The 18,684-nt window shown below is 45.6% G+C and carries 17 protein-coding genes and 1 tRNA gene; 8 read left to right on the top strand and 10 right to left on the bottom strand.

Going from position 1 to position 18,684, the window contains the following annotated elements:
- Positions 1-71: 71 nt before the first annotated feature.
- From R8O10_RS01870 to rpsU, 6 genes are all read right to left on the bottom strand, one after another.
- Complete coding sequence (locus R8O10_RS01870; protein ID WP_017633488.1) at positions 72-875, bottom strand: MetQ/NlpA family ABC transporter substrate-binding protein; 804 nt, start codon at positions 873-875, stop codon at positions 72-74.
- Between the two features lie 261 nt (positions 876-1,136).
- Positions 1,137-1,212 (bottom strand) — tRNA-Ile (locus tag R8O10_RS01875).
- A gap of 155 nt (positions 1,213-1,367) precedes the next feature.
- Positions 1,368-3,230, bottom strand: a complete 1,863-nt coding sequence (rpoD, locus tag R8O10_RS01880; protein WP_005395986.1) for an RNA polymerase sigma factor RpoD — start codon at positions 3,228-3,230, stop codon at positions 1,368-1,370.
- A 99-nt stretch (positions 3,231-3,329) separates the two neighbouring features.
- Complete coding sequence (gene dnaG / locus R8O10_RS01885) at positions 3,330-5,096, bottom strand: DNA primase (RefSeq protein ID WP_005379719.1); 1,767 nt, start codon at positions 5,094-5,096, stop codon at positions 3,330-3,332.
- A gap of 149 nt (positions 5,097-5,245) precedes the next feature.
- Entirely contained in the window at positions 5,246-5,689 is a 444-nt protein-coding gene (locus R8O10_RS01890) for a GatB/YqeY domain-containing protein (RefSeq protein ID WP_005379720.1), read from the bottom strand.
- 27 nt (positions 5,690-5,716) lie between these two features.
- Positions 5,717-5,932, bottom strand: a complete 216-nt coding sequence (gene rpsU / locus R8O10_RS01895; protein ID WP_001145625.1) for a 30S ribosomal protein S21 — start codon at positions 5,930-5,932, stop codon at positions 5,717-5,719.
- 230 nt (positions 5,933-6,162) lie between these two features.
- On the opposite strand from rpsU, the gene tsaD reads away from it, so the two are divergent.
- Both tsaD and R8O10_RS01905 read left to right on the top strand, forming a co-directional pair.
- Positions 6,163-7,179 carry a tRNA (adenosine(37)-N6)-threonylcarbamoyltransferase complex transferase subunit TsaD gene (gene tsaD / locus R8O10_RS01900; protein WP_005379854.1) on the top strand — a complete coding sequence of 339 codons (1,017 nt, stop codon included), beginning with the start codon at positions 6,163-6,165 and terminating at the stop codon, positions 7,177-7,179.
- A 176-nt stretch (positions 7,180-7,355) separates the two neighbouring features.
- A complete protein-coding gene (locus R8O10_RS01905) occupies positions 7,356-8,171 on the top strand; it encodes an alpha/beta fold hydrolase (protein WP_065274166.1) in 816 nt (271 codons plus the stop codon).
- A gap of 34 nt (positions 8,172-8,205) precedes the next feature.
- Here R8O10_RS01905 and plsY read toward each other — a convergent pair whose 3' ends face one another.
- A complete protein-coding gene (plsY, locus tag R8O10_RS01910; RefSeq protein ID WP_065274167.1) occupies positions 8,206-8,817 on the bottom strand; it encodes a glycerol-3-phosphate 1-O-acyltransferase PlsY in 612 nt (203 codons plus the stop codon).
- Between the two features lie 250 nt (positions 8,818-9,067).
- Between plsY and folB the strand changes: the two genes are divergently transcribed.
- The 3 genes from folB to R8O10_RS01925 are packed head-to-tail and all read left to right on the top strand — an operon-like array spanning position 9,068 to position 10,724.
- Positions 9,068-9,427 carry a bifunctional dihydroneopterin aldolase/7,8-dihydroneopterin epimerase gene (folB, locus tag R8O10_RS01915; RefSeq protein ID WP_005379859.1) on the top strand — a complete coding sequence of 120 codons (360 nt, stop codon included), beginning with the start codon at positions 9,068-9,070 and terminating at the stop codon, positions 9,425-9,427.
- Positions 9,424-9,906 (top strand): 2-amino-4-hydroxy-6-hydroxymethyldihydropteridine diphosphokinase, encoded by a 483-nt coding sequence (folK, locus tag R8O10_RS01920; protein ID WP_005387457.1) that lies wholly within the window; start codon positions 9,424-9,426, stop codon positions 9,904-9,906. Before folB ends, folK begins: the two co-directional genes overlap by 4 nt.
- A gap of 14 nt (positions 9,907-9,920) precedes the next feature.
- On the top strand, positions 9,921-10,724 hold the full coding sequence (locus R8O10_RS01925) for an undecaprenyl-diphosphate phosphatase (protein ID WP_017820255.1): 804 nt from the start codon (positions 9,921-9,923) through the stop codon (positions 10,722-10,724).
- Between the two features lie 52 nt (positions 10,725-10,776).
- Here the strand turns inward: R8O10_RS01925 and R8O10_RS01930 are convergent, their stop codons facing one another.
- Positions 10,777-11,997 carry a multifunctional CCA addition/repair protein gene (locus tag R8O10_RS01930; RefSeq protein WP_005379907.1) on the bottom strand — a complete coding sequence of 407 codons (1,221 nt, stop codon included), beginning with the start codon at positions 11,995-11,997 and terminating at the stop codon, positions 10,777-10,779.
- Between the two features lie 137 nt (positions 11,998-12,134).
- Between R8O10_RS01930 and R8O10_RS01935 the strand changes: the two genes are divergently transcribed.
- From R8O10_RS01935 to ggt, 3 genes are all read left to right on the top strand, one after another.
- Positions 12,135-13,751 (top strand): ExeA family protein, encoded by a 1,617-nt coding sequence (locus R8O10_RS01935; protein WP_033906082.1) that lies wholly within the window; start codon positions 12,135-12,137, stop codon positions 13,749-13,751.
- Positions 13,751-14,437 carry a general secretion pathway protein GspB gene (locus R8O10_RS01940; protein ID WP_005387437.1) on the top strand — a complete coding sequence of 229 codons (687 nt, stop codon included), beginning with the start codon at positions 13,751-13,753 and terminating at the stop codon, positions 14,435-14,437. Before R8O10_RS01935 ends, R8O10_RS01940 begins: the two co-directional genes overlap by 1 nt.
- Positions 14,438-14,710: 273 nt before the next feature.
- A complete protein-coding gene (ggt, locus tag R8O10_RS01945) occupies positions 14,711-16,441 on the top strand; it encodes a gamma-glutamyltransferase (protein ID WP_258512406.1) in 1,731 nt (576 codons plus the stop codon).
- Positions 16,442-16,530: 89 nt separating this feature from the next.
- Here the strand turns inward: ggt and R8O10_RS01950 are convergent, their stop codons facing one another.
- Both R8O10_RS01950 and R8O10_RS01955 read right to left on the bottom strand, forming a co-directional pair.
- Positions 16,531-17,142 (bottom strand): TIGR04211 family SH3 domain-containing protein, encoded by a 612-nt coding sequence (locus R8O10_RS01950; RefSeq protein WP_005379900.1) that lies wholly within the window; start codon positions 17,140-17,142, stop codon positions 16,531-16,533.
- A 178-nt stretch (positions 17,143-17,320) separates the two neighbouring features.
- Entirely contained in the window at positions 17,321-18,580 is a 1,260-nt protein-coding gene (locus R8O10_RS01955; protein WP_005379898.1) for an inorganic phosphate transporter, read from the bottom strand.
- Between the last annotated feature and the right edge of the window lie 104 nt (positions 18,581-18,684).

An 18,684-nucleotide genomic window follows, 5' to 3' on the forward strand; every position in this document is an offset into this window, starting at 1 on the left:
AAGAGGCTATGAGAAAACATTAGCCTCTTTTCTATCTGATTCGTGGGGCAAAGTATTCGCTGCTTTATTGATTAAAAAGCTGCTTCGATTGTGCCTTTGAAAGTGCGATCGAGATAATCACGAATCGCTTGAGATTGATAAATAGAAACGAACTTTTTATACGCTTCATTATTTTTGTCTGCGTCACGAGTGGCGATGACCATGACTGCTAATGGGGCGTCTTTTGCTTCAAGATAGATACTTTGTTTCTTCGGATCTAAACCAGAAGACATTACGTAGTTCATTGTAATCGCAGCCGCGTCCACATCATCTAATGTTCTTGGTAGCTGAGCGGCATCTACCTCGACAAATTCAAATGATTTTGCGTTTTTTGTGATATCAGTTAGGGCGGCTTTATGGCCAACACCCTGTTTCAGCTCAATTAAACCTGCATCGGCGAGTAGCAACAGACCACGACCACCGTTGGTAGGGTCATTTGGAAGCGCTATACGTGCATTGTTTGGAAGCTCTTGCAGTGAGCGATACTTATTGGAATAAAGCCCCATACGCATAAGAATGGACTGACCAATTGATACTAATTGGGCGTTATGGCTACTGTTGAAGTTGTCTAAAAATGGCTGGTGCTGATAGCTATTAATATCGATGCTACCATCGCTAAGAGCGGCATTAGGTGTCACGTAGTCAGAAAACTCAATGACTTCGACATTCAAACCTTGCTTCGCTGCCTCCTTCGCTACCGCCTCGACTACTTGTGCATGTGGTCCAACTGTCGCGCCCACTTTAATGACAGAGTCATCTTTTTCTCCACAAGCGCTTAAGCCGACTACTGCCGTGAGAATCAAAGCTAGTTTCTTTAAGTGACCAATACTTTTCATTGTAGCTCCATTTTTGCTTTAGACGTCCATACGTTTATATGTCCATACTATCAGAAGTTGTCTGAGGGTCAATGGTTTAAATCACGAGCAGACATTTTGTTTCTATTGTTCGTATAGAAAGCCAGATAATAGTTAAAGAAGAGGGGAAGAAGAAAAGCGATTACGAGGTTAGTGACGAGTTACCGCAACCGAAACTGTACCCAAAGATATAAGATACAAAAAAGGCGTAGTAGGTATTAACCTGCTACGCCTTTCGAAATATGGTGGCCCCTCGCAGACTTGAACTGCGGACCAATCGATTATGAGTCGACTGCTCTAACCACTGAGCTAAGGGGCCTTAATAGGACAACGATTATAGGGGAAGCGTTGCAAGGTGTCTAGATACCAACTAGGGCAATTGCGCTTAGTTTTTATCCACTTAGAACAGTAGATAATAAAAAAGGTGACCTAAAGTCACCTTTTTTGATTTCTAAAAGCTTGTATGCGCTGCGATTATTCGTCTAGGAAGCTGCGCAGAGTCTCTGAGCGGCTTGGGTGACGAAGTTTACGTAGTGCTTTTGCTTCGATCTGACGGATACGCTCACGAGTAACGTCGAACTGCTTACCAACTTCTTCTAGAGTATGGTCAGTGTTCATGTCGATACCAAAGCGCATACGAAGTACTTTCGCTTCACGTGGCGTTAGACCTGCAAGCACGTCTTTTGTTGCCACTTTAAGGCTAGTTGCTGTTGCAGAATCTAGCGGAAGTTCTAGCGTTGTATCTTCGATAAAATCACCTAGATGCGAATCTTCGTCGTCACCGATTGGTGTCTCCATTGAGATAGGCTCTTTAGCGATTTTTAGAACTTTACGAATCTTGTCTTCTGGCATTTGCATGCGCTCTGCCAGTTCTTCCGGTAGTGGCTCGCGACCCATCTCTTGCAACATTTGACGAGAAATACGGTTTAGCTTGTTGATCGTTTCGATCATGTGTACCGGGATACGAATCGTACGTGCTTGGTCCGCGATTGAACGAGTGATTGCCTGACGGATCCACCACGTTGCGTAAGTCGAGAACTTGTAACCACGACGATATTCGAACTTATCTACCGCTTTCATCAGACCGATGTTACCTTCTTGGATCAGATCCAAGAACTGTAGGCCACGGTTGGTGTATTTCTTCGCGATAGAAATTACAAGACGCAAGTTCGCTTCAACCATCTCTTTCTTCGCACGGCGAGCTTTTGCTTCACCGATAGACATACGACGGCTGATGTCTTTAATGTTCTGTACGTTTAGAGAAGTCTCTTCTTCAATCATTTTTAGCTTAGCGATTGAACGACGGATTTCTTCTTCGTTACGTTTGATCTTTTCAGCGTATGGCTTGTCTGAAGCAAGAACTTCATCCAGCCAAGCTTCACTTGATTCATTACCAGTGAACAGCGCGATGAATGATTTCTTCGGCATTTTGCCGTATTCAACCACTGACTTCATGATCAGACGCTCTTGTGTACGAACGCGATCCATAGCAGTACGCAGTTCATTCACTAGGTGATCAAACTGTTTAGGCGTTAGACGAAACTCGCGGAATACGTCTAGCATCATTTCATTAGCAACGGTTGCTTTCGGGCTGTTATAGCCGTACTCGTTGATTGCTAATTGAAGATTTTGATAGGTGCTGCGTAGTTGGTTGAATTTCTCTAGCGCTAATTCTGGATCGATACCTACATCTTCTTCAGAATCATCTGAATCGTCATCGCTATCTTCGTCGTCATCGACGTCTTCATCGTCTTCTTCTTCTAACTGAGATTCAGTCAGTTCAGAACCGATGTGTGTTGCCGTTGGTGCAGCGGTGTCGTCAGCATCTGGATCTACAAAACCTGAAATTAGGTCTGTAAGACGTAGTTCTTCAGCTTGAACTTTGTCAAATTGCTCAAGAATGTACGGAATTGTGCCTGGGTATTCAGCAACAGACGATTGAACTTGGTTAATACCTTCTTCAATACGTTTTGCGATGTCGATTTCGCCTTCGCGAGTTAGAAGTTCGACAGTACCCATCTCACGCATGTACATACGTACTGGGTCTGTTGTACGACCAATCTCACTCTCTACGCTAGAAAGTGCAGCGGCTGCAGCTTCGGCTGCATCTTCATCGGTAATATTTGTGTCATCGTTCAGTGCTAAATCATCAGCATCAGGAGCAGTTTCTACTACCTTAATGCCCATGTCGTTGATCATCTGAATGATGTCTTCTACCTGTTCTGAATCTACGATTTCAGCAGGTAGGTGGTCATTTACTTCGGCGTAGGTCAGATAGCCTTGTTCCTTGCCTTTAATAACAAGTGACTTTAGCTGTGACTGCGGATTGTGATCCATAGACGGTATCCAACTTCGTAATCTGGTGAAGGAATCAGTATGCGAAATGCAAACCACTTACTATAACAAATTAAATCGTTGCTGACTAATTAAACAGGGTTACGCTTTTAAATCTAGCATAAGTGCTAGCAGCTCCCTTTTCTCTTCGGCTGATAAACCGACACTTCTTGCTTTGGCCTGCAGGTTTTCAATTTGTTTTTCTACGCACTGGGCAATAATTTTATCCAGTGAGTCTAAAAAGATTTCTTCTTGGTTGTCCTCATCGAGTGGAATGTCCCAACTCGCGAGACGAGACAGAAGGGTCTCATTTTGGCTGTTTCGCCAATGCTCTAATAATTGGCCTGTGTTGATATGGGGATGCGCTTGGCATTTATCAAGTACATCAACAAATAAACTTAGACCAGGAATGGGCAAATCTCTAACGCTAGTTAGATCTGGCACCATACTTACGTATTGTGGGTTTTGAATCAGTAACGCGATCACTTCTCGCATCGGCGTTCGCTTGATTTCTTTATGAGGTTGAGGCCTTTTATCCTCTTTACCTTGTTTTGAAATTAGCTGCTGTAGTTGGCGTTCATCAACCAAACCCAAACGGCGGCCAAGCAATTCTCTCAAGTATAGTCTTAAAGTGCCGCCAGGGACTTTATCAATGAGAGGAACCGCAAGAGTACTCAGTTTTGCCATGCCTTCTTTCGTGCTCATGTCGACCTGCTGAGTCAATGAGCTGAACATGAATTCAGACAAGGGCATCGCATTAGACACTTGCTGCTCAAATGCTTGTTTTCCGTTTTGCCGGATATAAGAGTCGGGATCTTCTCCATCCGGCAAAAACATGAATTTTAACTGGCGACCATCAGTTAGGTAAGGCAATGCATTTTCCATGGCACGCCACGCTGCTTCACGGCCTGCGCGGTCACCGTCATAACAACACACGACGGTGCTTGTTTGCCTGAATAACACTTGCAAGTGATCGCCCGTTGTCGAGGTTCCCAATGAGGCAACGGAATAATCTACGCCATATTGAGCAAGCGCGACAACATCCATATAGCCTTCAACCACTAAAATTTGTGGTGGCTCACGGTACGCTTGTAGTACTTCATAAAGGCCATACAACTCTTTACCTTTATGAAATATCGGGGTTTCGGGTGAGTTGAGATATTTTGGTGTCCCGTCACCTAATACTCTACCACCAAAGCCTATTACTCGGCCGCGTCTGTCTCGAATAGGAAACATCACTCGACCACGGAATCGGTCGTAGCGGTTGCCTTTATCGTTTTCAATCAACATGCCGCCTGTGACGAGCATGTCTTGGTTTTCTTTATTCTGGCCAAAGTTCTTACGAACTAAATCCCATTCATCAGCCACATAGCCGATGCCAAACTTCTGGACGATTTCACCAGACAGGCCGCGATCTTTTAGATACTCAATCGCCACCTTACTTGCTGGCTGTTTGAGTTGGTTACGATAAAATTGAGCAATGCTGCCCATTAAGTCGTATAGGTTACGTTTTTCACTGCTGCTTGCTTGTGGGCCTGATTGAAACGAACCATTACCGCCGCTACGTTGTTCGCGAGGAACATCTAAACCCAAGTATGAAGCGAGTTCTTCAATGGCTTCGACAAATTCTAGTCGGTCGAATTCCATCAAAAAATCGATGGCATTTCCATGCGCGCCACAACCAAAACAATGGTAGAACTGCTTTTCTTGACTGACACTGAATGAGGGTGTCTTTTCGTTGTGGAACGGGCAGCATGCGCCGTAGTTTTTGCCTTTTTTCTTAAGTTTCACACGTGCGTCGATGATATCGACAATATCAAGTCGAGCTAGAAGGTCATCGATAAAACTGCGAGGGATGTGTCCAGCCATAAAACCTAACAAAAAAAGAAGATGATGAGTGGAGTGAATGCCTTAAAAGAATGAGCGTATTGCCCATTGATTTCATTCCATCCATCCAGATACAAACAAGCCGTGCGCTCCAAAGGATAGCACGGCTTGCTGCAATTGGGTGGGGTACCTTAAGCTAATTTAGCGCGAACTAAACCGCTTACTTTACCCATATCTGCACGCCCTTGAATTTGCGGTTTCAGAACGCCCATTACTTTGCCCATGTCTTGCATGCCAGCTGCGCCAGATTCAGCAATCGCGTTCTCGATGAGAGCCGCTACTTCTTCGTCTGTCAGTGGTTGAGGCATAAAGTCCTCAAGAACGGTAATTTCTGCTTGTTCCGCATCAGCAAGATCTTGACGACCCGCTGCTTCAAACTGCGCTACAGAGTCGCGACGTTGTTTAACCATCTTGGTCAATACTGCAAGAATGTCGTCATCGTTCAGAGTAATCTGTTCGTCAACTTCACGTTGCTTGATTGCTGATAGGGCTAAACGAATAGTACCAAGGCGCAATTTGTCCTTGGCTTTCATCGCTAATTTTTGCTCTTCTTTGAGTTGATCAATCAGAGCCATAACTAAATTCCTTTTGGAGCTCAGTTATTAGTACAGGCGAACGCGACGAGCGTTTTCGCGAGCTAGCTTCTTAGCGTGACGCTTTTGAGCTGCTGCTTTAGCGCGTTTGCGAACTGTAGTTGGTTTTTCGTAGTGCTCACGACGACGCACTTCAGAAAGGATACCTGCTTTTTCGCAAGAGCGCTTAAAACGACGTAGAGCAACGTCGAACGGTTCGTTTTCACGTACTTTAACTACTGGCATATGCCTTTCACCTCAGGGGTTATTCGTTAACGCTGGTATTCAACAGACCAAATCACAATTGTTAGGTCTCTTACCAGCTTGATCAAAAATGGTGCGGAATTTTAATCCGATCACAACTACTTTGTAAAGCCTTTTGTCGATTATTGTCTGTACAAAATTTGTTTGCAGCACCAAGGCGAGGTAATATGACGCCCAAATTTCCTCTATACAGAAAGCATACTGAGAAAACCATGCGCATTATTGGTATTGAAACCTCTTGTGACGAGACTGGCATCGCAATTTATGACGATGAAAACGGTCTCTTGTCACACAAGCTATACAGCCAAGTAAAACTGCACGCAGATTACGGCGGTGTGGTGCCTGAGTTGGCTTCACGTGACCACGTAAAGAAAACCATTCCTCTTATTAAAGAGGCACTAAAAGAAGCGAACTTAACTTCAAAAGACATCGATGGTGTCGCGTATACCGCGGGGCCTGGTCTTGTTGGGGCGCTATTAGTGGGTGCGACTATCGGTCGCAGTATTGCTTATGCTTGGGGAGTGCCAGCGGTACCTGTTCATCATATGGAAGGTCACCTATTGGCCCCAATGTTGGAAGATAACCCTCCACCGTTCCCGTTTGTGGCGGTATTAGTATCGGGCGGTCACTCTATGATGGTGGAGGTGAGAGGCATCGGTGAGTACAAAATTCTAGGTGAGTCGATTGATGATGCGGCGGGCGAAGCGTTTGATAAAACAGCGAAGCTAATGGGTTTGGATTACCCAGGCGGTCCACTATTATCTAAACTGGCGGAAAAAGGTACACCGGGCCGCTTTAAGTTCCCGCGCCCAATGACGAATGTGCCAGGTTTGGACATGAGTTTCTCTGGTCTAAAAACCTTTACGGCTAACACGATTGCTGCAAACGGTGATGACGAGCAAACTCGCGCGGACATCGCATTGGCATTTGAAGAGGCTGTGTGTGCTACGTTGGCTATTAAATGTAAGCGCGCGCTTGAGCAAACAGGCATGAAACGCATTGTTATTGCTGGTGGTGTGAGTGCTAACCGTCGTTTGCGAGCTGAGTTAGAGAAGTTAGCGAAGAAAGTTGGCGGCGAAGTTTACTACCCACGTACTGAGTTCTGTACAGATAACGGTGCGATGATCGCTTACGCAGGCATGCAGCGCTTGAAGAATGGCGAAGTGGCTGATATGTCAGTAGAGGCTCGTCCACGTTGGCCAATTGATCAACTAACACCTGTCGCTTAGTCAAATTTATGCGGTAGGTTTGAAACCGGTTCTGTGTAATAAAGGTCTCTGCTCCTCAGAGGCCTTTATTTTTAATTATTCAATGAACCGCCTCGTTTTACATTCTGACTGATGCGAGCAGTTCGCTATTGTTTCAGTGCTAGGATGACGTGGAAGAATAAGAAATGGATATAACAATGAATAAGTTTGAAATTGAAGGTCAGCAACTTGCTTATCTAGATAAAGGTGAGGGCCCTGTGCTTCTATTTGGTCATAGTTACCTTTGGGATAGCCAAATGTGGGCGCCGCAAGTTGAGGTTTTAAGCCAGTCATTCCGTTGTATTGTGCCAGATCTTTGGGCACATGGTGAATCGGACGCTGCACCTGCATCGACACAGTCATTGGCCGACTATGCACAACATATGTTGGCATTGATGGATCATTTAGATATCGAAGAATTCTCGATAGTGGGCTTATCTGTTGGCGGCATGTGGGGAGCAGAGCTAACGGCTCAAGCGCCGCAACGTGTTAAGTCACTGGTATTGATGGATACCTTCATTGGCTGGGAGCCAGAAGTTACGTATAAGAAGTATTTTGCAATGCTTGATACCATCAGCCAAGTCCAAGCAGTGCCTGCGCCAATTATTGAAGCCGTTGTGCCGCTGTTCTTTGCCAACAACGTCAATCAGGATAACCCTAAACTTGTCGCTTCATTCAAACGCAGTTTAGAAGACCTGAATGGTGAGCGTGCGGTGGAAGTAGCTCGCATAGGGCGCATGGTGTTTGGTCGCCGGGATGTGATTGAGGATTCGGAAAAATTTGCTCTGCCGACGTTAATTGCAGTGGGCTGTGAAGATAAACCCCGTCCAGTTTTTGAATCTTATTTAATGAAAGACTGTATCACAGGCAGTGAGTTGGTGGAGATTCCCCAAGCGGGACATATCAGTTGTTTAGAGCAACCTGAGTTCGTCAACCAGATGTTGTTGAACTTCCTGAATCGAGTTCATGCGTAACCAATACATCCTTCTTTAAACGAAAAACTCGGCATTAAGCCGAGTTTTTTTGTGTCAGTTTTTTCTCGCCGATTTTTGGCTCGTCGCCAGACAAAAGCCGACGAATATTTTGATGATGCTTAAAAACGATTAAGCAGCACAGCATAGCAACAGGTAACGTGTATTGCGGTTTAAACATCCAAGTATAAAACGGAGTGACCAAAACCGTGACGAGAGCCGCTAAGGATGAATAGCGGAATAGCGCGGCTACTGACAGCCAAGTTAACATTACCAATCCTGTTAAGTCCAAACCGATCGGAGCGATAGCGCCAAGCGCGGTTGCGACACCTTTTCCGCCTTTAAAGTGGAAAAAGATGGGGTACATGTGGCCAAGACAGGCAGCAATGGCGATGACGCCCAGAATGATAGGGTCGATACCAAGAAAGTATCCGCCCCACACGGGGATAGTGCCTTTGAGCATATCGCACAACAAGACTGAAACAGCGGCTCCTCGTCCGCCAATACGCAATACGTTCGTTGCTCCAGGATTGTTAGATCCCACATTGCGTGGGTCTGGCAGTTTTAAGAGTCGACAGATCAAAACCGCACTGGAAACCGAACCTAATAAATAGGCGGCCATTGTCATTATCAGTGCCAGTGCGTCCATAGAAGTCCTTGATGGATTGGAATTTAATGCTCGGTTCCCGCGTAGTTGCTATCATACCCCGAATTTACATAATGCAGAAATCCTCACTGTGATAGAGCTTGCATTATGTGATTTCTTGTATATAAAGATGCTTTCGCAGTTTATACCTAAGTAACATTGTGATGACCAAAGTAAATGTTACTTAGGTATAGAATACTACGATCAAATTACCCCTCACGGGTATCCGACCTCTGTAATAGAAGGACATAAGATGGCTCTGGATAAAGTTTTTATTGAACAGTTAGAAGTAATCACCACAATTGGCGTGTACGACTGGGAGCAACAAATCAAACAAAAGTTGGTTCTAGATATTGAAATGGCACACGATAATAAACCTGCGGGCAAAAGTGATGATGTGCAAGATGCACTGGATTATTCGCAGGTGAGTGAGGCGGTACTTAACCACATTGAAAATGGTCGTTTCTTACTGGTCGAGCGCGTGGCTGAAGAAGTAGCAGAGCTTATCATGCTGCGTTTCTCAGTGCCTTGGGTGAAAATCCGCCTAGCGAAGCCTGGCGCCGTGCCGCAAGCACGTGCTGTTGGTGTGGTGATTGAGCGAGGCCGAGCATGATCACCACCTATATCGGTGTTGGGACGAACGTAGAAAGAGAGCAACATGTGCTTGCTGCGTATCAGGAGCTGCAACGGCTTGGAGAAAATCTCCTCGTATCACCGATATATGAATGCGAACCTATTGGTTTTAGCAGCAAGAATTTCTACAACTTTGTCGTTGCAATGCGTACCGAGTTGTCATTAGAAGAGTTGAGCCATCAACTACGCGAGATTGAATTTAAGTGGGGACGCGAAGAAAACGCGCAAAAGTATCAGGATCGAACACTGGATCTCGATATAGTGTTGTTCGGTGAGCGCGTCTCCAAGAAAAAACCTGAGCTACCTCGCAGTGATATCTACAAATATCCTTTTGTCACAAAGCCGCTGTATGATCTCGAACCGCAATTAGTGATCCCAGGCGATGGACGCACAGTCGCAGACATTTGGCATGCTATGCAGCCAGTCGATTCGCTCAAACCCGTTTCCTTTCATTTTTAATTTGAGTTGTTTACATGAGTTATTTTGAAGCCTTTATTTTGGCTCTGATTCAGGGGCTGACAGAGTTTTTGCCTATTTCAAGCTCTGCCCATTTGATCCTGCCTTCCGCTATTTTAGGATGGGAAGACCAAGGTCTAGCCTTTGATGTTGCTGTTCACGTCGGTACATTAATGGCTGTCGTGATCTATTTTCGTCATGAAGTAATCACTTTGTTTCAAGCGTTATTTGCTTCGATCTTTAAAGGAGATCGCAGTAAAGAAGCTAAATTGGCTTGGATGATCGTGATTGCGACGATTCCAGCTTGTGTGTTCGGCTTATTGATGAAAGACATCATTGAAGTGTATCTACGTAGCGCTTACGTCATCGCGACTACTACGATCGTATTTGGCCTGTTGCTATGGTGGGTAGACAAAAACGCTAAACTCGTTGCCGATGAATACCAAACGGGTTGGAAGAAAGCTGTATTTATCGGTATTGCTCAAGCCTTAGCGATGATTCCTGGAACTTCACGTTCAGGGGCGACCATCACAGCAGCGCTTTACCTTGGCTTTACTCGAGAAGCGGCTGCCCGATTTTCGTTTTTAATGTCGATCCCAATCATTACATTAGCTGGTAGCTACTTAGGCATGAAGTTAGTGACCAGTGGTGAACCTGTCCATGTTGGTTTCTTAATGACTGGCATTATCACATCGTTTATCAGTGCGTACATCTGTATCCACTTCTTCTTGAAGATGATTTCACGAATGGGCATGACACCGTTTGTGATTTACCGTCTCATTTTGGGCGTCGGTTTGTTCGCTTTTCTATTAAGTGCATAATTGATGTTAACGAAAAACGCACGCGAAATCCGCGGGCGTTTTTGTTTGTTCGTTACTTCTTAAGTGCTGCTTTCACTGCTTCAATACGTCGTTTTTCTTGCTCGTCACGAATCGCAGGGCCTTTAAAGCCCTCTTTGATAATGGCTTGAACGTCAACTGCCGCTGCTGCTTGGTAGGCTTGCCTAAAAATATCCGCCTGTGGATATGGTTGCGTTTCCAGTCCTTTACGACCAGCGTGATCCGCTTGGCAGCAAAGCAAGATATCTTGCAGACGTTCGGACTTACGCCACACATCAAGTTTATTGAGTATTTTAATTATGGTTTGTGGTTTAAGTTCAGCCGCGCGATGAATATTGGAGTGCTGTTCGCACACCATCAAGGCTAAATCACGAAACTCATTTGGTACCCGGACACGTTCGCACAGCTTTTTGATCAGTTTTAATCCTGTATGGCAATGCATTTTGTGGCTTGGCCATTCGCTCTCTGGCGTCACGCCCTTACCCAAGTCATGCACTTGGGCGGCAAACCTGACGGGGAGTGAGTTACTCAATTTTGCGGCTTGCTCTGCCACCATCAAAGTATGGATGCCAGTATCGATTTCTGGATGCCACTTCTCAGGTTGAGGTACGCCAAATAGTGCATCAATTTCAGGTAACACCACGGTTAATGCACCACAGTCTCGTAGAACCGATAAGAAAATATCAGGGCGAGGAGTAGAGAGAGATTTATGCCATTCTTGCCAAACACGCTCGGGAGTCAGTGTGCTCAGCTCTCCGGACTCTGCCATGTGACGCATTAACCGCATGGTTTCGTCGGCAACCGTAAAGTTTAGATCAGCAAGCTTCGCTGCGAAGCGAGCGACACGTAAAACGCGTAGAGGGTCTTCAATAAAGGCGTCTGATACATGGCGTAGCAGTTTATCGTTGAGATCTTGCTGGCCACCATATGGGTCATGGATCGTGCCATCACTCTCCATTGCCATCGCGTTAATGGTTAAATCACGACGTATCAAATCTTCTTCTAAGGTGACGTTTTGATCGAAGAAACATTCAAAACCAGTGTAACCAGAACCTGACTTTCTCTCTGTTCGTGCAAGGGCATATTCTTCTTTACTTTTGGGATGCAGAAATACAGGAAAGTCTTTACCAACGGCGGTGTATCCTTGGGACAGCATCATCTCGGGCGTCGCGCCTACGACCACCCAGTCGTTGTCATAACTATCAATTCCGAGCAATTTATCTCGAACTGCGCCACCTACTAAATAAACTTGCACGAATTACCTCTTAATTTATGGATATGCCGTTGGACATTGTAGCAAGCAATGGTACTTTTCTTTACTCCTAAGAATAGAAGAAGAGCGTTTATACCATGTCTGACTATTCCCAGGTGGTTTTTTAGCTGGAGAGCCTAATGTATAAGGACTTTTTTGGGTTTGTCGAACAACCATTTTCGATTGTTCCAAACTCACGTTATTTGTATTTAAGCCAACGTCACAAAGAGGCAATCACACATCTCCAAGCTGGGCTAGGCGATGGCGGTGGCTTTGCTATGCTTACTGGCGAAGTAGGTACAGGCAAAACGACCGTCGCAAAAGCGATGCTGGCGAATTTGGGTGATAACACCAAAGCGGGTCTTATTCTCAATCCCACGTTTTCGAGTAGAGACTTGCTCGAAGCCATTTGCGATGAGTTCAAAATCACCTATCCGCCAGATGCAAACCTCAAACAGCTAAACCAGGTTATCCATCAATATTTGCTGCGTAATTATCGTTCAGGCTGGCAGACATTGCTGGTCATTGATGAGGCTCAACACCTTGCTGCCGACGTTCTAGAGCAGTTGCGCTTGTTGACCAACTTGGAAACCGATACCAGAAAATTGCTCAAAGTGTTGTTGGTCGGGCAGCCTGAATTGCAGCGGTTATTACAAACAACACAACTACGCCAACTTGCCCAGCGTATTACCGGGCGTTATCACCTGTTGCCGTTGGATGAAAAAGAGACAGAAGATTACATCGCATTTCGACTACATACAGCAGGTGGCGACCAGCAACTGTTTAATCGTGCTTCTTGTAAACTTATAGCCAAATACAGTCACGGTATACCGCGGCTCATCAACCTTATCTGTGACAAATCCCTCAACATTAGTTATCACCAGGGTAATGTGGTGGTGGATAAGCAAACCGTTCAGCAGGCCTGTGAAGAAGTGATGCAGTTTCAGGCAGATATTTATCAGCAAGATAAAAAAGAGCGCCGGACTTTCCGTTGGCCTGCTTGGGGCTCTGTCACGGTAGGCCTTATTGCTGCATTAAGTACGGGGTGGGCGGTCGTGAATTATATGCCAGCTCAAGCGACGTCAGTGTTGACACAAGTGACGGAGCCAAGAGTAGAGCCAACACCAACCGTCGTCAGCCAACAGTTAACTGATGAGCAGCGTGATTTATTGTTAACACAAAAACAGTCGAACCTCGCTGTAAATGATTTGTATCGTTTGTGGGGATATCAAGCATCGGTTCGCGATAATCTTTGTTTGTCAGAACCGCAGTCGACTATGCGTTGTGAGCGTAAAATGGCGACTTGGCCGCTGTTGATGCAACAAAATCGCCCTGTGATCTTGGAGTTGAATTATCAAGGTGATGTTGGGTATGTCATTCTATATGCCGTCGGTAATGACCAAGCTGAAGTGCTCAATGGTAAGCAGCGTCTTCGTCTGCCAGTTTCGTGGCTAAAGCCGTTGTGGCAGGGCAATATTATCGAACTGTGGCATGCTCCGCTGAATGAAACATTACGTTTAGACATGGAAGGCCCTGCGATTGAAGTATTAGACCGATTATTAGCAGAAGCGGTGAGTGAGCCACTGCTTGAAACGTCTATTTTTGATGGTGCGATGAAAGAGCGAGTCGAATTATTTCAACGTTGGCAAGGAATTGGTGTCGATGGTATTGCAGGTAAGCGAACGCTAGACCGACTTCAGCAAAATGTTCAGCCAGATGCGCCTCAACTGGCGAGAATCGAGAAGGAGGACGCATAATGTCAGCTGTGAAACATATAGGTCTGTTCTTGCTGCCAATCACTGCTTCTGCTATCGGAGTCGCTTGGTACTTAGATCTCTTTGCACCGAGTGTTGAAGTAGATACAACGTCCCCGATAGAAAAGGTCGAAGTGGTATCACCTTTCAAAGTATTGGACTATCCAGAGAACACCCAGTTGGCCCAATTGCCAAGAGAGTGGCCAAGTGCAGAGCTATCGCGTGATTTTGGTACATTTACCACCCCCGATGAATACACGAGCCATACACCAAGCAGAGATGAAACACGCAACTCAGCATCAACCCAAACGACTTCTGCTGCTGAAGAGGACCTCGGGTTGTCTTTGGATGATCTGGATTTATCCTCATTATCTCCTGATTTAGCTAGGAAGGTCGAAAATGCCTTATCCCGAGATGATGACAATTCGTCATCACAAACGGCACGCGTGAACGATTTAGAGCGCAACGCTCACCAGTGGCAAGGGCGTCTACCTGCGCTTAATTTGCAAACCCATATGTATGCCAGTGATGAAAATCGCCGTTGGGTGAAAATTAACAATGTTGAGTATCATCAAGGGGATGTCGTTGATGATCAGGTCACTCTAAGAGAAATACAACCGCAAGCTGTGATTGTTGAGTTCCAAGGTGAGCAAATTCGTATACCAGCGTTGTATGAGTGGAAAGGGTAACTCTTGTAGAAACACATCAAGCCAGCGAAATCATATCGCTGGCTTTTTATTTTTCAGAGCATCTTTTGCATCTATTCTGATGATGATTTTTAGATACTCAAACAAGCAAAATATAGCTTTTCTCAGTCGTTTAAATAGCACCAATATCATTCATCTATTGATAGCGCGATTCCAGTCAGCGTTGTGTAAAAAGACACCATCTTCACGAACTTCGGAGTAATGACTTGGTCCACGTTAGACCCCATCACATAATAGGAGTCTAAACAGAGACACATGCGTATTCTGATTTTTTCTTTAAGCATTGTTGCATCGACAAGCTATGCAGCAAAGCCAGACCCATTCCCAGTTACACCAGATAGTCGCGGGCAAGATTTCATGGTCAGTGCGACGAATCCTTACGTGAGCAGTACCGGTTACTCAATATTGAAAGAAGGCGGTAACGCTGTTGATGCTATGGTCGCGATGCAGATGGTGATGTCTGTCGTTGAGCCAGATATGACCGGAATTGGCGGCGGGACTTTCGCGCTGTTTTATCAACATGACGAGAAAAAATTTCTGGCCCTTGATGGTCGAGATGAAGCGCCCTCTAGCGCGAACCCTGAAATGTTTGTTGAGAATGGGGAAGTACTCAGTCGCAACGAAATATTAGGCCCTCGTTCTGTTGCGGTTCCGGGCACGTTGCGGTTGCTTTACACCACTCATGAACAATACGGCAAGTTGCCATGGGCAGAGCTGATTAAGCCGGCGATTACATTGGCGAGCAATGGGTACGCGATGAACAGCTACACCTACGACATCGTAGTAAGAGAGCAAAGCCGACTCGAGCAAGATCCGGAAGTGAAAGCCTTGTATTGGCAAGGGGACGATATTAAGCCGACGGGAACCTTGATGAAGAACCCTAAGATGGCTGAGACGCTGAGGAAGATCGCGCAACAAGGCGATAGTTACCTTTATGGTGGTGAGCTTGGTCAGCACATCGTAGAGACGGTTAATAGTCGTATTGACGACCAACACGAAAAGTTGTCTTTAGAAGATTTTAAACATTACCAAGTGAAGCAGCGTGACATCATTGAGAGCGACTACCGTGGGAATAAAATCGTCTCTTTTGGTTACCCAGCTTCGGGCGGTGTGATGGTCGCTCAGAGTCTTGAACTGCTTGCACCCTATGACATTGCCCATATGGCGAAAACGGATGTGGAACCTTGGCGTCTCATGACTGAAGCGATGCGAATTGCAAAAGCCGATCGTATTGCGTATGCCGGAGATCCGGATTATATGGAAGCGCCAGTTGAACAGTTGTTGTCTAAAGCCTATCTAGATCAGAGACGTGATTTAATCCCTGATAATGGCACTTTAAAAGAGGATCCAAAAGCAGGACAGATAACGCAAACTCAGTATGCGCAATATCAAGGCTTCGAGAGCAAAGATACAGGGCATATTTCTATCGTCGATAGAGATGGAAATGCAATTGCGATGACCAGCACGGTAGGAACGGGTATGGGCTCGGGTGTGATGGTCGATGGCGTTATCTTGAATGCGCAGATGGCTAACTTCTCACCTCAGCCAACGGTTAACGGCAAACCTACACAAAACTCAATTGAAGCGGGCAAGCGTCCACGTTCGGCTATTACGCCATTAATGGTGATGGACAGTGATGATAATTTGCGTTTGGTGGTTGGGTCACCAGGTAGTTCACAAATCCCGGGGTATGTACTCAAAACCGTGGTTGGGGTGCTGGATTGGAATTTATCAGCGCAAGAGGCTATTGACTTACCAAACATCCAGTATGGCACTAAGATAGACCGCACCAAGTCTTATGACCCGACTGGTTTGCTGGTGGAAAAGAAAACGTTCGCAGAAATGTTGGTGCCTGAGTTTATGGAGCTTGGCTACCCAGTGCACGTTATTCCAGTGGTAAGCGGTTTGAATGCAATTGAGCTAAAAGATGGCAAGCTTTATGGCGCAACGGATCGTCGTCGAGCCTCTAGTTCAATGGGGGAGTAGTACTCACTTCTATCAAACGAAGCAAACTAAAAAGCCAGTCAATATCGACTGGCTTTTGCGTTCTTTTTATAGATAAAAGGGCGAAGGATTTATGCCCAACCCGCAGGTGAACGTTTTCTACGAGGCATGACATGCGGAAGAATCAAACCAAATAGCAAACCTAAACCTGCAACACCGCCGCCATAAGTGAAGTACTTAAGCAGCATGTCATCTTTTTGTGTATCCAGTTTTGCGCGTAGCTCGCGGTTTTCTGTTTCAACAGAAGTAAGCTGATCACTGATCTCAGAGTATTTATTTTCTAGATCTGAAATTTGTTGGTTACGTGTTTCGAGAGAGGTAACAAGACCGGCTTTCTCTGCATCAGAAGTTTGACGAGCATTAGCAAGCTGCTCTTTTACTTCGGCTAGCTCTTTCTCAATGCGAGGAAGGCGAATTGCCATGCTCTCTTGGTTTGTCACAAACTTGCTTTGTACCCAACCAGTGCGACCACGGTCATCACGAACTTGCGTGTAGCCAGTATCTCGGTTGGTTTTAATCAGTTGTACTTTAGAACCGGCGTTAACACTACCAATAATACGGTAGGTGTTATTTGGACCTGAGTGCATAAAAGTGAAGAGGTCATCAGAAATATAACGGTCTGCTGCTAGGGCCGCTGGCGCTGCTAGCAAAGTAAACAAAACCGTGATGATTAGTTTTTTCACAGTAAATCCCTTAACGATTTTTCTTGGAGACAGCGTTGGCACCGAATGATTGGAGCCGGAAATAGACGAATAGTATGCAGTTTCAAACTTCGGTGCAACAAAGAAGGGAGGCAAAGCCTCCCTTTCTGTGCGTTTGAGTCAATAATGACAAAGCGCTTACATTCTATTGACGAGTGTCTTAAGCGAACATCGCTTGAAGTCCGTAGAAGAATACTACGGCCAATAACGCACCTGCTGGTAGTGTAACGATCCATGATGCCACGATGTTACGAACTACGCCTAGGTTCAGTGCTGCGATACCACGAGCAAAACCTACACCTAGAACCGCACCCACTAGAGTTTGAGTAGTAGAGATAGGCAGACCAGTACCTGACGCTAGAACTACCGTACATGCTGTTGCTAGCTGTGCTGCAAAACCGCGGCTAGGCGTTAGCTCAGTGATGCCTGTACCAACGGTTGCCATTACTTTGTGACCCAGTGTTGCAAGACCGACAACGATACCAATACCACCAAGAGGTAGAATCCACCAAGCGATGGTGCTTTTCGTGCTGATTTCGCCCATGTGTTCAACAGTCGATACGACAGCAGACAGTGGACCAATGGCGTTTGCAACGTCGTTTGAACCGTGTGCAAATGCCATCGCACAAGCGGTGATAACCATCAGAACGCTGAAGATACCTTCCACGCCAGAAAAGCTGCGGTCTTCTTCGCGATTAGCGAATTTTTTCTGGATGTATACGTAGCCGCCAATCATCACAAGTGCTGAAACTGCTGCTGCCCACATCCAGGCTTCACCATTGGTCAGGTGAAGACCAACGTGTTTTAGACCTTTTTTGATGGTTACAAGTGCAATCACCATTGTTGTGATGAACATGTAAACAGGTACAAAACGTTTTGCGTTAAACAGAGGGTTCTCAGTATCAAAAATCAGGCGCTGTGCGCTGACAAAGATAACGTAAGCAAAGAAACCTGAAATCACTGGCGTAATAATCCAGCTACCAACAATGCCTTGAACGCTGCCCCAGTCAACCGCTTCAGTACCTACTGATACGCATGCAAAACCAATGATTGCACCGATGATTGAGTGAGTCGTTGATACTGGCCAGCCCATGTAAGAAGCAAGAAGCAGCCATGTACCTGCTGCTAAAAGCGCAGACATCATGCCGTAGACAAGAACATCTGGTTGACTAGCAAATAAAGAAGTTTCGATTACACCTTTACGGATAGTGTCGGTTACTTCACCGCCTGCAAGGTAAGCACCTGCAAATTCGAAGATCATCGCAATGATGATAGCTTGTTTTACAGTTAGCGCTTTTGAACCTACAGATGTACCCATCGCATTAGCAACGTCGTTCGCGCCAATACCAATCGCCATCATGAAACCAAAAATCGCTGCAACAATAATCAGGACAGTGCCGTAGTTCGCAAGGATATCCATCGTAATACCTAGTTGTTTTATAACAAGCGGAACAAAATTTTACGCGCGCCAAACCATAAGACGATGAAAATAGTCATCGTCCCTATGACACGTGTTAATTATGC

This window comes from Vibrio sp. 1727 (genome assembly GCF_033344415.1).
GTDB lineage: Bacteria > Pseudomonadota > Gammaproteobacteria > Enterobacterales > Vibrionaceae > Vibrio > Vibrio alginolyticus.

Bases quoted from the DNA above. Each gene is read 5' to 3' on its own strand.
- ggt (WP_258512406.1), top strand. From the start codon at position 14,711: ATGCGTATTCTGATTTTTTCTTTAAGCATTGTTGCATCGACAAGCTAT.
- R8O10_RS01955 (WP_005379898.1), bottom strand. From the start codon at position 18,580: ATGGATATCCTTGCGAACTACGGCACTGTCCTGATTATTGTTGCAGCG.
- rpsU (WP_001145625.1), bottom strand. From the start codon at position 5,932: ATGCCAGTAGTTAAAGTACGTGAAAACGAACCGTTCGACGTTGCTCTA.
- dnaG (WP_005379719.1), bottom strand. From the start codon at position 5,096: ATGGCTGGACACATCCCTCGCAGTTTTATCGATGACCTTCTAGCTCGA.
- tsaD (WP_005379854.1), top strand. From the start codon at position 6,163: ATGCGCATTATTGGTATTGAAACCTCTTGTGACGAGACTGGCATCGCA.
- R8O10_RS01905 (WP_065274166.1), top strand. From the start codon at position 7,356: ATGAATAAGTTTGAAATTGAAGGTCAGCAACTTGCTTATCTAGATAAA.
- R8O10_RS01870 (WP_017633488.1), bottom strand. From the start codon at position 875: ATGAAAAGTATTGGTCACTTAAAGAAACTAGCTTTGATTCTCACGGCA.
- plsY (WP_065274167.1), bottom strand. From the start codon at position 8,817: ATGGACGCACTGGCACTGATAATGACAATGGCCGCCTATTTATTAGGT.
- R8O10_RS01940 (WP_005387437.1), top strand. From the start codon at position 13,751: ATGTCAGCTGTGAAACATATAGGTCTGTTCTTGCTGCCAATCACTGCT.
- R8O10_RS01935 (WP_033906082.1), top strand. From the start codon at position 12,135: ATGTATAAGGACTTTTTTGGGTTTGTCGAACAACCATTTTCGATTGTT.
- R8O10_RS01890 (WP_005379720.1), bottom strand. From the start codon at position 5,689: ATGGCTCTGATTGATCAACTCAAAGAAGAGCAAAAATTAGCGATGAAA.
- folK (WP_005387457.1), top strand. From the start codon at position 9,424: ATGATCACCACCTATATCGGTGTTGGGACGAACGTAGAAAGAGAGCAA.
- R8O10_RS01925 (WP_017820255.1), top strand. From the start codon at position 9,921: ATGAGTTATTTTGAAGCCTTTATTTTGGCTCTGATTCAGGGGCTGACA.
- rpoD (WP_005395986.1), bottom strand. From the start codon at position 3,230: ATGGATCACAATCCGCAGTCACAGCTAAAGTCACTTGTTATTAAAGGC.
- folB (WP_005379859.1), top strand. From the start codon at position 9,068: ATGGCTCTGGATAAAGTTTTTATTGAACAGTTAGAAGTAATCACCACA.